The sequence below is a fragment of the Streptomyces litmocidini genome, assembly GCF_014649755.1.
In the GTDB taxonomy this organism is placed as follows: Bacteria; Actinomycetota; Actinomycetes; order Streptomycetales; family Streptomycetaceae; genus Streptomyces; species Streptomyces litmocidini.
In genome coordinates this window covers 33729-47853 of sequence record NZ_BMTQ01000011.1, presented here as the reverse complement: position 1 = coordinate 47853, position 14125 = coordinate 33729, and the positions used below count along the sequence as shown (strand labels likewise).

Genomic DNA, 14125 nt, shown 5'->3' with positions numbered 1-14125 from the left:
GTCCGGCCGGGTCCGGAGTGCCGGACCGGGGCTGCGACCTGACTTACTTCGCGTTTTTTTCGGCCCGGTCGGCGGACTGCTGCGGTGCCGATGGGCCGAAGGGGTACGGCGCTGCGGTACGGAATGGCGTACCCGGGCCCGGCCCGGCTGTGTCGCCCATTGAAGACACCCCCGTGTCAAGGCCTTCGCCTCATGCGTCCGCCATCGAAACAGAAAGGTCCGAAGGGCGCAAGCATCTTCGTCAAGTCGCGTTCGAGAGATTGGCACTTGCCTGCCCTTCGAGCCCAAACTACAGTGCAACTCGCAGCTCACGAGGCGTGCCGAACACGACGTGGACGGGGGACAAACGGTGAGGTCAGAGCCGGGTGAGTGTGGCGGGTTCTCAGCTGCCGCACAGAATTTCCAAAGTCATTCCTTTCTGATCAGAGGGAACTTTCGGACATTTTCCGGAAGCTTCCGGCAGGGCGACAGACCTCTTTGAGGCCCCCCTCCCGGCCGGTCGCTCTTTAGCGACGTCGTGAGGCGACCCGCCCGGGTTCGACGGCCGTTTCGGGGTGGGCCGTCCCGTTCTCCGCGTCGGGTGTGTGCAGTTCTCCGCACCCCCGTGACTCTTCATCCCGACCTCCGCCGATGGGCATCCATATGCCCGAATCCGGAGAGTTCCACACGTTCGTCGGATCGTCTCCATGTTTCCGATCCGGCGGGTTCCACTGGAATGGGCGAAATTCGTATCCGTTCGCCGTTCCTTCCGTTGCGCCCGAGGTCACACGCCTCGCGGCGGGCGAATTGCATTGGGCAGGGGAAACGCACCGTGGATTTCTGTAAATGAGCCGGTCCACCATTCAAGGCCTGATAGCCGCGCGCGCTCGGTCGAACCCCGACCTTCCGGCCGTCGAGTACGGCGACGAACGCCTCGACTTCCGCGAACTGGAGCGCCGGTCCGACGCCGCGGCCCGGAGGCTGCGCGCACAGGGCGTCGCGCCGGGCGTCTTCGTCGCCGTGTCCCTGGAGCGCTCCGCCGCCATGGTGGTGACGCTGCTGGGCATCCTCAAGGCGGGCGGCAGCTACGTCGCCCTGGACCCCGCGCACCCGGAGGCCCGGTTGCGCTGGATCATCGAGGACATCGCCCCGCGCCTGGCGGTGGCGAGCCGGACCATGCGGGACGCGGTGCCCGCGACCGGCATCCCGCTCCTCGTCGCCGAGGAACTGGCCGGCGCACCGGCGGCGCACGGGCCGGACGCGGCCCCGGTGACGGCGGAGACGGACGCGGTGCCGCCCGTGGGCGATCCCGACGGACTCGCCTTCATCACGTACACGTCCGGAACCACCGGCCGCCCCAAGGGCGTCATGCACGCCCACGACTCCATGACCTACTTCATGGAGATGATCAGGCCCTACCTGGGCCTGGGGCCCGGCACCCGGTTCCTCCAGTTCTACCCGCTGACCTGGGAGACCCAGGTGCTCGACATCTACGCGGTGCTCGCCGCCGGCGGCACCGTGGTCATCCCGCCCGCCGGCACCGAGACGGCCGGTCCCGGTCTGGTGGAGTTCCTCAGGGACGCCCGCGTCACCGGGGCGATGCTGCCCCCCGCGCTGCTCGCCGAGCTGACCGAGGAACCGCCCCTGCCCGCCCTGCACACGCTCGCCTACATCGGAGAGCGATGCCAGCCCCAGACGGCCGAGCGCTGGGGGAGCGGCCGACGCCTGATCAACCTCTACGGCCCCACCGAGGTGACCGTCGCGGCCAGCGCCTCGGACGAACGCCCGCCCGGCGACGCGCCGCCGATCGGCAAGGCCCTGCCCGGCCGCGAACTGCACGTCCTCGACGAGCGGATGAACCCCGTGGCCGACGGCGAGCCCGGTGAACTCTACGTCGGCGGCCGGGGACTGGCCCGCGGCTACTGGGGTCTCCCCGAGCTCACGGAGCGGCAGTTCCCGCCGGACCCCTTCAGCGGCCGGCCCGGTTCCCGCCTCTACCGCACCGGCGACCGGGTGCGGTACCTGCCCGACGGCAACCTCGACTTCATGGGCCGCGTGGACGGACAGCTCAACGTCCGCGGCCAGCGCGTCGAACGCGGCGAGATCGAAGCGGTGATGGCCGCCCACCCGGGCGTGCACTCCTGCGCGGTCGTCGTCCAGGGGGAGGGTCCGGACGCCAGGCTCGTCGGCTTCGTCGTCGGCACCCCCGGAGTCGAGAAGGAGCTGGCCGACCGGCTGGCCGAAGAGCTGCCGCCCGTCATGGTCCCGTCGTTCCTCGTGCCCCTGGAGCGCCTCCCGCTCAACCAGCACGGCAAGGTGGACCTGGCCGCGCTGCGGGCGCACCGCTCCCGGGGGGCGGGCTCCCGCACCGCCCGATCGGCCCCGCGCCCCGGGCCGGAGGCCGACCTGGCCCGCATCTGGGAGGACGTCCTGGGGGTGGAGGGGGTCGGCACCGACGACGGCTTCCGCGCCCTCGGAGGCACCTCGCTCCAGGCCATCAGGGTGCAGAACCGGATCCGCGAGCACTTCGGCGTCCCGCTGACCGTCCGGGAACTCCTCGGCACCGCCACCCTGGCGGAGCTCGCCCGCCTCCTGGCCGACGGCGACACCGGGCGCAGTGCCCTGCCCCCGCTCACCCGCACCGCCGCCGGCGCGTCGCACCCCGCCTCCCTGCACCAGCGGCGGCTGTGGACCCAGGCCCGGATGAAGCGGGCCGCGTCCGTCGCCTACAACGAGACGTCCGCGCTCCACATCACCGGGCCCGTGGACCTGCCCGCCCTGCGGCGCGCCGTGCAGGACCTGGCGGACCGGCACGAGGCCTTCCGCAGCAGCCTGCACCTGGACGGTGCCGACCTCCGCGTCGACGTCGCCCCGCGCGTCACGGTGGAGCTGGCCGAGGAGGACCTGGCCGGGGCGGCCGACCCCCTCGCGGCCTCCGCCCGGCGCGTCGCGGAACTCGGCGCCGTCCCCTTCGATCTGGAGCGGGCACCGCTGCTCCGGGCGGTCCTGCTCGGCGTGGCGGCCGAGGAGCGGGTCCTCGTCCTCGTCACCCACCACACGGTCGCCGACGGCCTCTCGCAGGACGTGCTCGACCTCGACCTGGCGGAGTGCTACGCGGCGCGCCGGGCCGGACGGGAACCGGCCCCCCGGCCCGAGAACGCCCTCCGTCCCAGCGACCACGCCCTGTGGCAGCGCGCCACGGCCGGGCACCCCGCGCTCGTGGCGGGCCTCGACCACTGGCGTTCCGTGCTCGACGGCGCCCCCACCGAGACGAACCTCCCGACCGCGGCGGCCCGGCCCGCCTCGTTCAGCCACCTCGGCGGCCGGGTGAACCGCGGGACGGGAGCCGAACTGCGCACGGCCGTGGAGCGGTTGGCCAAGGAGGCGGGCACCACCCCGTACGCGGTGTGCCTCCTGGCGCTCGCCGTCCTGGTGTCGCGGCGCACCGGGCAGCGGGACGTCCTCATCGGCTCTCCCTTCTCGGGCCGCCCGAGCCAGGAGGCCGAGGACGTCATCGGCTTCTTCACCAACACCGTGGTGATGCGCGTGACCCTCGACGGTTCCTCCGACCCGCTCCCGCTGCTCGGCACCGTGGACGAGCGGATCCAGGAGGGTCTGGAGCACCAGTACGTCGCGTTCAACGACGTCGTGCGGGCGGTGGGCGCCCGGCCCGGCGCGTCGGGCCAGCCCCTCGTCCAGGTGGTCCTGGCCTACCAGGGGCCGCTGCGCCCCCGCGCCGCCCTCGCCGGGACCCGCGTGGTGCCGTGGCTCGTGGACAACGGCACGGCCAAGGCCGACCTGACGGTGGAGATCAACGAGGTCGGGGACGAGCTGGTGGTGGTCCTGCCGTACAGCGCCGATGTCATGGACCTGGCGACCGCTGAGCGGATGCTGGCCGAGTACGTCGAGATCCTGCGCGACCTGACGGCCGTCCGGGCGGGCGCCGCACGGCCCTGAGGCACCGGCCGGCCCGTACCGACGCGCCGGCCGGCCCGCCCGGCACCGACGACCGGCGCCGGCGTGCCGGAAGCCCCGCCCCCACCTGTCCGCCCGTGCGGCGGGTCCCTCCCAACCGACAAGCCAACCTGAAGGGAAGTCCGGTGGATCTTTCCACGCTCCTCGCTCACCGCCTCGGCGCGCGCGGCGACAAGCCGGCCCTGGAGTCGGGTGCGCGGACCTGGTCGTACGCCGACCTGGACCGGGTCACCCGGGACCGCGCCGCGCAGCTGCGCAGCCTCTGCCCAGAGGCCGTACGCGTCGCGCTGGTCGGCGAGCACACCGCGGAGGCGCTCGTCTGGACGCTGGCCGTGATGCGCGCCGGACTGGTGTACACCCCGCTCAATCCCGGACTCCCCCCGGAACGCATGCGTGAGGCCCTGCGCGTGGCCGGGCCCGACCTGGTGCTCTGGTGTTCCTCCGAGACCCCGTGCGAAAAGGACACCGGCCGGCCGGTGGTCGTCGCGGCCGAACTGGCCGCCGCGGCCTCCCCGGCGGCCGGCGCCGGGAGCCCGGCCTCCTGGCCGGTGCGGGAGACGGCGTACTCGGTCTTCACCTCGGGGTCGAGCGGGCTGCCCAAGCTGGTGAACGTCGGCCACCGGGGCATCGAGGCCCTCTGCCGGGCGCAGGCCCGCCTGTTCGGCATCGAGCCGGGCGACCGCGTGCTCCAGTTCTCCTCGCTCGCCTTCGACGCCTCCGTCGCCGAGGTGCTCGTGACCCTGTACGCCGGCGGCACCCTGGTCGTCCCCGCCTGGGACGGCGGCTCCTGGGTGAACACGGTGGGCACCCACCTGACCGAGCACGGCTGCGACGTGATCACCGTGCCGCCGTCGGTGTACGCACGGCTGAACGACGAGGCGCGCAAGACGATCGGCACGGTCGTCTTCGCGGGCGAGGCCATGACCGAGGTGGAGTTCCGGACGGCGGCCCGGTTCAGCCGGGTGCTCAACGCCTACGGTCCCACCGAGGGCACCGTGTGCTTCTCCGTGGCCGAGCCGAGCCGGTTCACCACTTCCGTCGGCCGCCCCATCGACGGGTACGAGGCGCGCGTCCACGACCCGGCGGCGAACACGTACGCCACCTCGGGGCGCGGCGAACTCGTCATCGTCGGCGAGGGGGTCGCCCTGGGCTACGAAGGCGTGGAGCGGGAGGGCGGGCCGTTCACCACGGTCGACGGCAGCAGCGCCTACCACACCGGCGACGAGGTCGAACTCCGCGACGGCGAGGTCTTCTACCTCGGCCGCATCGACGACCAGATCAAGCGCCTCGGCCACCGGATCGCCCTCACCGACCTGGAAGGCCGGCTCTCCACGCTGCTCGGATCGCGCGTCGCGGTCCTGACGCACGACGGCTCCCTGGTCCTCGCCCACACCACGACGGGCCGGCCGGAGCCGGAACTCAAGGCCTGGCTGCGCGAAGTGCTCCCGAAGTGGGAAGTGCCCGACGTCCTCCTGGAGGTCTCCGACATCCCGGTCACGCACACCGGCAAGGCCGACAAGGACGCCCTGCGCGCCCTCGTCGGGAGCGGGGGCACCGGGGGCCGCCCCGGCGCCGGCGAGGAAGCCGGCCAGGACGTCGTGAGCGCCCTGGTCGAGGAGGTCCTCGGCACGCCGATCGCCCCCGACCTGTCCTTCTTCGACGCGGGCGGCGACTCCTTCGGACTGGTGCAGCTCCAGGTCAAGCTCGCCCAGATCTACGGGGAGGAGGAGGTCCGCAAGGCCTTCGACCTGCTCAACTACGACTTCACGGTCGAGGGGTTCGTCGCCGCCGTGGGCGAGAGCCCGCGGGCCGCGGCCTCCCCCGTGCCCTCCGTCCTCCGCGCGGTCTCGGCCGAACTGGCCGAACTGCCCGCCACGCTCGCGGCCCTGCGGCGGGAAGCGGCCGGCGACCCGCGGGCCGTGACCGTCACCGGAGCCGGCGGATTCATCGGCGGGCACGTCCTCGACAGACTGCTCGGCACCGGCCGTCCCCTGACCGTCGTCACCACCAGCAACCCCCGGCGGATCGTCGAGCGCCACTGCGCGCGCTTCGGACGGCGGCCGGCCGACTTCGCGGACGTGCGGTTCCTGACCTACGCCGAACTGGAGGCGCCCGCGGGCGACACCGGCGGCTGGGGCGCCGTCGTGCACTGCGGATACCACGTGAACCACGTGCTGCCGCTGGAACGCCAGGTCAAGGACAGCATCGCCACGACCCGGGCCCTGGTCCGGGCGGCGGCCGCGCGCGGCGCGCACCGCTTCGTGTTCGTCTCCGCCGCCTCCGTGGGCCAGGAGTTCGTGCCGCTGACCGAGGAAGCCCTCGAAGCCGTCGGCGACCCGTACTCCCAGTCGAAGTTCGTGGCCGAGAGCTACGTCGAGGCGCTGGACGGCGACGGCTGCCGGGTCGACCTCGTCCGCACCGGACTGGTGTACGGCCACACGGCGGGCGACGCGGCCTTCCTCGACGACGACGTCTTCGCGAACCTGCTGCGGATCTCCAAGGAGCAGGGCGTCATGCCGCGGCTGACCGGTCTGGTGCCGGTCTGCCACGTCGCCGACGTCGCCGACTCGCTGCTGGCCGCGGCCGCCGGACGGGCGTCGGAGCGGCGCTCCGTCCTGCTGCAGCGCACCTACGACATCGACGAACTGCGCGCGGAGCTCGGAGACGTGCGCCTGGTCGAACCGCAGGAGTGGCTCACGACCGTGACAGAGGCGGGCACCGCGGACACCCGCGTGCTGGCCGCACTCCGGCTCTGGCTCGACGAGCCGGGCTGGACCGGACCGGTGCACGCCACGTGCCGGCCGATCATCCGGGAACTCACCAAGACCTTGGAGATCTGACGCATGAATTCCGATGTTGCCGTGACCACGGCCCCCGAGCAGCGCTGGGACCCGGGTGCTCCCCTCGACACGGCGTTCGTCGACGGCGAGATCAGCATGCGCGAGGAGCTCCGGCGGGGCGATTTCACCCGCTGGCGGCGACCCGGCGGCCACGAGTTGCGCGAGCGGCTGACCGACTGCCCCGAGCGGCTGTTCCTCTTCCGGACCGACGACCGCTGGTACGCCGGCTGCAAGACCATCTCCGACTACGTGCTCGACCGGGGCATGCCGGGCGTCTTCTGCAGCCGCGTGTACTGGTACAACGTGGTCGGTACGGTGACGTCCGTACGCACCTCCGACGCCGACGCCCGGATCGTGTTCGAACCGTTGGACGAGGCCGGCCGCCGTGCCGCCTTCGAGGCGATCACCCCGATGACCGAGATCGTCCACCCCTTCGCCAAGCAGCGCGATCCGGGCCGGGAGAAGACCAGCCCGCCCGACGGCTGGCTGGTCACCGAGGAGCGCGCCGCCTTCCTCGGCCTCGGCGAGGACCACATCCGGCGCTACACCCGGGAGCGGTTCGGCCCGTGGCTCGACGCCGCCGAGGGCGATGTCCTCGCGTACGACCCGGCCTGCTCGACGGGCCAGTTCCTGTCCGAGTTCGCCGCCGCGGACCCGGCCCGGATCCGCACGGTGGGCCAGGACCTGAGCAGGCAGATGACCGACTTCGCCGCCTCCCGCCTGGAGAAGGTGGTCTGCGGCGACGCGGCGACCCCCGCCGTCGAGCCCGGCAGCGTCGACATCCTGTTCAGCCGGTTCCTCAACTCCGAGGTCGTCTCCACCGCCCAGGCCCGGTCCATCCTGCCGGGACTCGTCGAGACGCTGCGCCCGGGCGGCGTCATGGTCCTGCTCGGCCACAGCCCCGTCCTGCTCGACACCGTGGACCTGGAGAGCGCCGGGCTGCGCGTCCGGCAGGCCGTCGCGCGCCAGGACGACTTCCTCTTCCAGTACTACGTGTGCGAACACGGAGCCTGACGTGACCCTGTCCCTCAAGAAGAACGTCATCGCGGAGCCGGCCGTCGCCGGGTGGTACGCCTGGTCGTACCTGATCCCTCCGCAGACGCTGGCGAAGTACCTCAAGAACCACTACCGGAACATCGTCGAGTCCTACCTCGCCGACCCGGAGACCCACCGCACGGCGCTGCGGAACGCCCGCTTCCTCGGCGGCCCGTTCGTGTACGAGCAGGACGGCTCGTACGACCGGATCCGGGAGTGGTACGACACCGCGCGCGAACGGTACGCCCCGCTGCTCGAGCTCGCCGACGCCATCGACGAGCTGGAGCGGGAGATCCTGCCGGCCCAGACCGGCGCGTCCCTCGACCAGGTGTACCGGCAGCTGCCCGAGCCGCTGGCCGGCCGTGTGGAGCTGTTCTACAACCGGGACAACCGCACGCCGGACTACCGGTTCATCGAGCCCTTCCTCTACGAGTCCCCGTACTACGACCCCGGCCTCCAGCAGGTCAGGTTCTCCGAGGTCCACCAGGACGCGCGCCAGTTCGCCCTGACCACCCCGGTCCTCGCCCACACGCCCGACCAGGTGCTGGTCACGGTGCCGCTGGGATCGGAACTCCTCGACACGGTCTTCCGCGGCGGACTCACCGCGCAGGAGCTGGACCGGGTGACCGCCGACCTCGGCCTCGACGGGGAGCGCGCCGCCGCCTTCCGGCGCTTCTTCGCGGAGGACCCGGAGCCCACGGAGGCCCCGGGACCGGCGGACCCCGGCGAGGACGTCATCGAGTACGTGGGCCACGCCTGTGTGTTCGTCCGCCACCGGGGCACCACGTTCCTGGTCGACCCCGTGATCAGCTACAGCGGCTACCCGACCGAGAGCGACGGCAGGTTCACCTTCGACGACCTGCCCGAGCGCATCGACTACGTGATGATCACGCACAACCACCAGGACCACATGCTCCTGGAGACGCTGATCAAGATCCGCCACCGGGTCGGACGCGTCGTCATCGCCAAGTCCGCGAACTCCAGCCTCGTCGACCCCGACCTCAAGCGGGTGCTGACGCGGCTCGGCTTCCGGGACGTCGTCGAGCTCGACGACCTGGACGCGCTCGACACCCCCGGCGGCACCATCACCGCGGTGCCGTTCCTCGGGGAGCACGGCGACATCCGGATCCGCACCAAGTGCGGCTGGATGCTGGACCTGGACGGCACCCGGGTGTTGTTCGCCGCGGACTCCACCAACGTCTCGCCGGAGCTGTACCCGCAGGTGACGGCCGCGCTGGGCCAGGTGCACACGGTGTTCATCGGGATGGAGAGCGTGGGCGCGGCGGTCAGCTGGCTCTACGGTCCGCTCTTCCCGGAGAAGCTGGAGCGCCGGATCGACGCGGGCCGGCGCCTCAAGGGCAGCAACTTCGAGCAGGCGGCGGCCATCGTCGACGCGCTCGGCGCCGATTCCGTCTACGTGTACGCGATGGGCCAGGAACCCTGGCTCGGCGCGGTGATGTGCGTCGAGTACGACGAGACGCACCCGGCGATGATCGACAGCGACAAGCTGGTCGCGTACGTCGAGGAGCGGGGCGGCGTCGCGAAGCGGCTGTTCCTGCACGAGACCGTGGCGGTGCGCCCGTGAACACCGACAAGCAGCACGTCGTCCACATCGGGTTCCACGCCTCCGAGGCGCACACCGTGGACTTCGACGCCGACCACGTGACCGCCGTGATGCCCAGGGCGAGCGCCGCACGGCTGCCCGCCGACCTGGCGTCGAGGTTCGCCCGCATCGCGGTCCTCGACCTGCCCGACTCGGACGACCTGGACACGTACGACCGGGCCGTGGACCGCATGCGCGAGCTCGTCGGGGAACTGGCCGCCGAGTTCGGCCCGCCCGCGGCGATCGTCGGCCTCTACGAGCACACCACCCTGCCCGCGGCCCGGCTGCGCGAGCACTTCGGGGTGCCGGGCACGAACGCGAAGACCGCGCTCCTGTGCCGTGACAAGGTGCCGATGAAGGAGGCCCTGGCGGGCACCGGCATCCGGACACCGAGGTTCCTCGCCGTGGGCCCGGACACCGGTCGCGCCGAACTCGCCGAGTTCGCCGCGGGGATCCCCGGCCGGATCGTGCTCAAACCGCGGAGCCAGGGCGCGAGCATCGGCGTGCGCATCCTGGACGGCGCCGCGGAACTCCTCGCGCTGGCCGAGGCCGGCGGCATCGAGGAGGGGTACGAGGCCGAGGAGTTCGTGGACGGCTCCATCCACCACATCGACGGTGTCGTCCGGGACGGGGAGACGCGCTGGTTCTGCGCCTCCCGCTACCTCGACACCTGCTTCGACTTCCAGCACGGCACCGCCCCCCTGGCGGCGGTGACTCCCGACCGGCCCGAACTCGTCTCCAGGATGCGGGCGTTCACGGAGACCGTGCTGTCGGCCCTCGGGCTCACGGACAGCACGTTCCACCTGGAGCTGTTCCACACGCCCGACGACGAGCTGGTCTTCCTGGAGATCGGAAACCGCTTCGGCGGGGCCGGCATCAGCTGGCACCAGCGCGAGGTCTACGGCGTCGACCTGGCCCGCGAGGCGGTCCTGGCCTGCCTGGGCCGGCCGTCCGAACTGGCCACGCCCGCGACCATGCTGGACCACCGGGAGGTGGGGGCCTCCGGCTGGTTGTACATGCCGGCCGTCAGCGGGGCCGTCCGGGTCGTCGCCATCGGCGGACTTGACGAACTTCCCGGTTCCGTCGTGGGCGTCAGGACCCCGTCGGTGGGCGACGTCCTCGACGCCGGGGGAATGATCTGGGCCACCTCCGGAGGGTTCCTGGTCAGCGGGGAATCCGCGCTCGCGGTGGAGCGGGACATGACGCGGATCATCAACACGTACACACTCGAAACGAAGGCAGGGGACTAGTGGCCCGCACGAAGCTCGGCACGCACATCGGAGTGGTGGTCGACGACTACCGTCTCGACCCGGCGGACCCGGGGCTCCGCGACTTCGTCACCGAGCTGCTGCTGCAGCACAAGGTGGTGTTCTTCAAGAGCCAGCACCTCGACCGGCACACCTTCATGCAGGTCGCGAAGCGGCTCGGCAGGACCGAGGTGCACCCGTTCATCTCCGAGGACGAGCCCGTGGTGCACGGCATCTCGCCGTTCCAGCCGTACCACGAGTACCCGGAGATCACCGGCATCTACCACGACGAGAAGCACACCGGGAACCTCAACGCCTGGCACAGCGACCTCAACTGGCGCGAGGTCCCGACCTTCGGCTCGATCCTCCGCGCCGTGCAGATCCCGCCGCGCGGCGGCGACACCTGCTGGGCCAACATGGCGGCGGCGTACGCCTCGCTCAGCGACGAGGTCAAGGAGGAGCTGGAGGGCCTGCGCGTCGTCCACGACTGGATGCAGATCTACTTCCCCGCTTTCGACGGAAACGACGAGGCGCTGAGCCGCATGCGGGAGAAGTACCCCGCGCAGTCCCACCCGCTGGTCCTCACGCACCCCTTCACCGGAGAGAAGTCCCTCTTCTCCAACAAGGTTTCGGGCGTCCGCATCGAAGGACTCGACGAGGCGGAGAGCAAGCGGATTCTGGATATGGTGCACCTCTTGGCGTGGCGTCCGGAATTCCAGTGCCGTTTCCGGTGGGAGGAAGGCGACGTGGCGATCTGGGACAACCTGGCCAGCCAGCATTACGCCGTCTCCGACTACTGGCCGCACGCCCGCAAAATGGAACGCATCACTCTCGAAGGCGAGCCGATCAAGTGAGTACTCAAGTCATCGTCCTGAACGGCGGATCCAGCTCCGGCAAGACCGGGATCACCCGCTGCCTGAAGGCGATCCTCCCCCACCCGTGGATCAACCTCGGCGTCGACGACCTGATCGACCGGCTGCCGCCGTCCCTGATCGAGTCCGGCTCCGGCGTCGAGTTCGGGCAGCAGGGCGAGGTCGTCCTCGGCGACGGCTTCCGCGAGATGGAGGAGGCCTGGACGAAGGGCGTCGCGGCCATGGCGCGCGCCGGGGCCCGGGTCATCATCGACGACGTCTTCCTCAGCGGGGCGGCCTCCCAGGACCGCCTGCGCGCCCACCTGGAGGGCCTCGAGGTGCTCTGGGTCGGCGTGCACTGCGACCCCGAGATCGCGGCCGGCCGCGAGATCGCCCGCGGCGACCGGGTCATCGGCATGGCCGTCTCGCAGGCGGAGATCGTCCACAAGGGCGTCGTCTACGACGTCGAGGTCGACACCAGCCGCACCGAGTCCCTGGACTGTGCCCGGGCCATCGCCGCCCACGTGAGTTGACCCCCCGGTGAGCACGCCCGCGCACGCGGGCGTGCTCACCGCTGCAACGGACGGAACGAGGAGACAGAGCATGGACAGTGCGGAAACTGACGGGTCAGGCGCGGCCCCGGCCGTGTCGCGCCCGCCGGGGCGGCCGCCCGCGCAGGAGACGTGGAGCAAATTCTGGCTGCTGACTTCCGCGGCGTCGGTCTCCGAAATGGGCAACACCTTCCTGCACCTGGCGATGCCGTGGACCATCCTGGCCAGCACGGGGTCCCCCCTGATGGCCGCGCTCAGCCTCGGCGTGCAGTACCTGCCGTTCGTCGCGTCGCCCCTGCTGGGCACCCTGATCGACGGCTACGAACGCCGCATGGTCTTCATGGTCTCCGAACTGGTGCAGGGCGTGCTCGTCGCCCTGACCCCGTTCCTGCTCATGGCGGACCAGGTCGAACTCGTCCTCGTGGTCCTGCTGGTCGCCGGCTGCGGCACCGTGACCTCCAACCTGACCAGCGACTTCAGCCTGCTGCCCATGCTCGCGCCACAGGACCGGCTCACCGAGGCGTACAGCAGGTTCGGCGCCGCCACGGAACTGGCCCGCACGGCCGGGCCCGCCGTCGCCGGCCTCGTGCTCGCCGGGGTCGGCGGGTACGGGGCGCTGTGGATCGACGCCGCGACCTTCCTGGTCACCGCGGTGGTCGCGGCCGTCCTGCCGCGCGGTGAGAAGCCGGTCGTCGAGCGCGGGTTCCTGCGCATGCAGGTCGAGGGCTTCCGCAGCTTCCGGAAGATCCGGGGCGTGCCGCGGCTCACCCTGGTGCTCTCGGTCTACAACCTCGGCGCGGGCGCCGTGCCGACCGTCATCCTGGTCCTCGCCGCCGGCACCTGGGGCTGGTCCAGCGGCTGGGCGGGCGCGGTCCTCGCCACCGGGGCCGCAGGCAGCGCCCTCGGGTCCTGGCTGGGCGGCAGGCTCTGGCAGGACGCCCCGGCGGAGCGGCGCATCCGGCTCTGGTTCCTGGTGTGCGCCGTCGCCTCCGCCGCGCTCCTGGCCCCCTGGGAGGCCGTGGTGGTCCTCGGCTTCTGCGGCCTCATGGCCGGCGAGGGGGGCATGAACGTCACCACGAACGAGTACCGCTTCCGTGCGATACCCGAGGAGCTGTCCGGCCGGGTCAACGCGGTGATGCGGGCCTTCATCCTGGGCGGCGCCGCCCTGTCCTCGGTGCTGCTCGGCTGGTCCGTGACGCTGCCGGAGCAGGCGCTGAGGTTCGCCCCGGCCCTGGTCACCTCGGTCCTGGCGGTCCTGCTCTGGGCGGGCGTACGGAGCGTCCGGGCGTCCCGGGGAACCGAACCGGAGAAGACGGCCTAGGCAGGACCTTCCGGACGCGGCCCGGGCCCCGGTCCGCCGGGCGGGCACCGGCGGGCCGGGCCGCGCGGGCCCGAAGCGCGGTGCGGCCGTCGTGCCGCGCCACCGTCTCAACCGCACGCTGCGAGAGGAATCCGAATGCTCTACATGTTCGCCTTCGACAAGGTCGGCATCGTGGTGGGGGACCTGTACTTCGTCGACCCCGAGCCGATCAAGGGACAGGAGAGCCCCGAGCACGGGGTCCGCCTGGAGCTGAGACTGGTCGAGCAGGGCACGCTCGTGGACTCCGTCTACGCCGCCTACCCGATCGCCGTGGACCGGCCGGTGTGGCGCGCCGACTTCCTGGAGTCGGTCGACGGCAGGCCCGGGAGCTTCGACCGGACCCACCACCACCCGGTGTTCACGGGCTGGGACCCGGGCGACCGGGTCTTCGTCCGCGAGCTGTCCGCGGACCCGATGGGCTGGCTGGGGGACCGGCTCGCCGACCTCGACGGTCTGCTGAAGACGGCCGGCTTCCCCGCCGACACGGCCGGTCCGGCCGATGCCGCGGAGCTCCGCAGGGCGGCGCCCGAGATCGTGGACGCGACCCGCAGGCTCCTCGACCGGGTCCGTGCGGGCGAGCTCGGGAACCGGCCGGAGGGCGAGCCGCCCGCCCCCGTCGAGGGGCAGCTCCAGGCGCTGGTCCGCTCCGGCTGGCTGTGAGCCGCGCGGGTGCCGGTCCCCGCC

The 14125-nt window shown here is 71.9% G+C and carries 9 protein-coding genes; all 9 read left to right on the top strand.

The features are described from left to right. Positions 1–825: 825 nt before the first annotated feature. The 9 genes from IE180_RS22890 to IE180_RS22850 all read left to right on the top strand — a co-directional run bounded on the left by IE180_RS22890 (position 826) and on the right by IE180_RS22850 (position 14101). The gene (locus tag IE180_RS22890) at positions 826–3936 is read left to right on the top strand and encodes a non-ribosomal peptide synthetase (protein WP_190158816.1); all 3111 of its coding nucleotides are present in this window, start codon (positions 826–828) and stop codon (positions 3934–3936) included. A 143-nt stretch (positions 3937–4079) separates the two neighbouring features. Beyond that, complete coding sequence (locus tag IE180_RS22885) at positions 4080–6794, top strand: AMP-binding protein (RefSeq protein ID WP_190158815.1); 2715 nt, start codon at positions 4080–4082, stop codon at positions 6792–6794. A 21-nt stretch (positions 6795–6815) separates the two neighbouring features. After that, positions 6816–7808, top strand: coding sequence for a class I SAM-dependent methyltransferase (locus tag IE180_RS22880; RefSeq protein ID WP_190158814.1), 993 nt, complete (start codon positions 6816–6818; stop codon positions 7806–7808). Between the two features lies 1 nt (position 7809). After that, positions 7810–9414 (top strand): MBL fold metallo-hydrolase, encoded by a 1605-nt coding sequence (locus IE180_RS22875; RefSeq protein ID WP_190158813.1) that lies wholly within the window; start codon positions 7810–7812, stop codon positions 9412–9414. After that, positions 9411–10682, top strand: a complete 1272-nt coding sequence (locus IE180_RS22870) for an ATP-grasp domain-containing protein (protein WP_190158812.1) — start codon at positions 9411–9413, stop codon at positions 10680–10682. The genes IE180_RS22875 and IE180_RS22870 overlap by 4 nt, the downstream gene beginning before the upstream one ends. Next, positions 10682–11533 (top strand): TauD/TfdA dioxygenase family protein, encoded by an 852-nt coding sequence (locus IE180_RS22865; RefSeq protein ID WP_190158811.1) that lies wholly within the window; start codon positions 10682–10684, stop codon positions 11531–11533. Before IE180_RS22870 ends, IE180_RS22865 begins: the two co-directional genes overlap by 1 nt. Next, positions 11530–12063: a chloramphenicol phosphotransferase CPT gene (gene cpt, locus IE180_RS22860; protein ID WP_190158810.1), complete on the top strand. Its 534-nt coding sequence runs from the start codon at positions 11530–11532 to the stop codon at positions 12061–12063. The genes IE180_RS22865 and cpt overlap by 4 nt, the downstream gene beginning before the upstream one ends. A 70-nt stretch (positions 12064–12133) precedes the next feature. Continuing rightward, the gene (locus IE180_RS22855; protein ID WP_268255486.1) at positions 12134–13402 is read left to right on the top strand and encodes an MFS transporter; all 1269 of its coding nucleotides are present in this window, start codon (positions 12134–12136) and stop codon (positions 13400–13402) included. 135 nt (positions 13403–13537) lie between these two features. Next, positions 13538–14101 (top strand): hypothetical protein, encoded by a 564-nt coding sequence (locus IE180_RS22850; RefSeq protein WP_229860773.1) that lies wholly within the window; start codon positions 13538–13540, stop codon positions 14099–14101. The last annotated feature ends 24 nt before the right edge of the window (positions 14102–14125 follow it).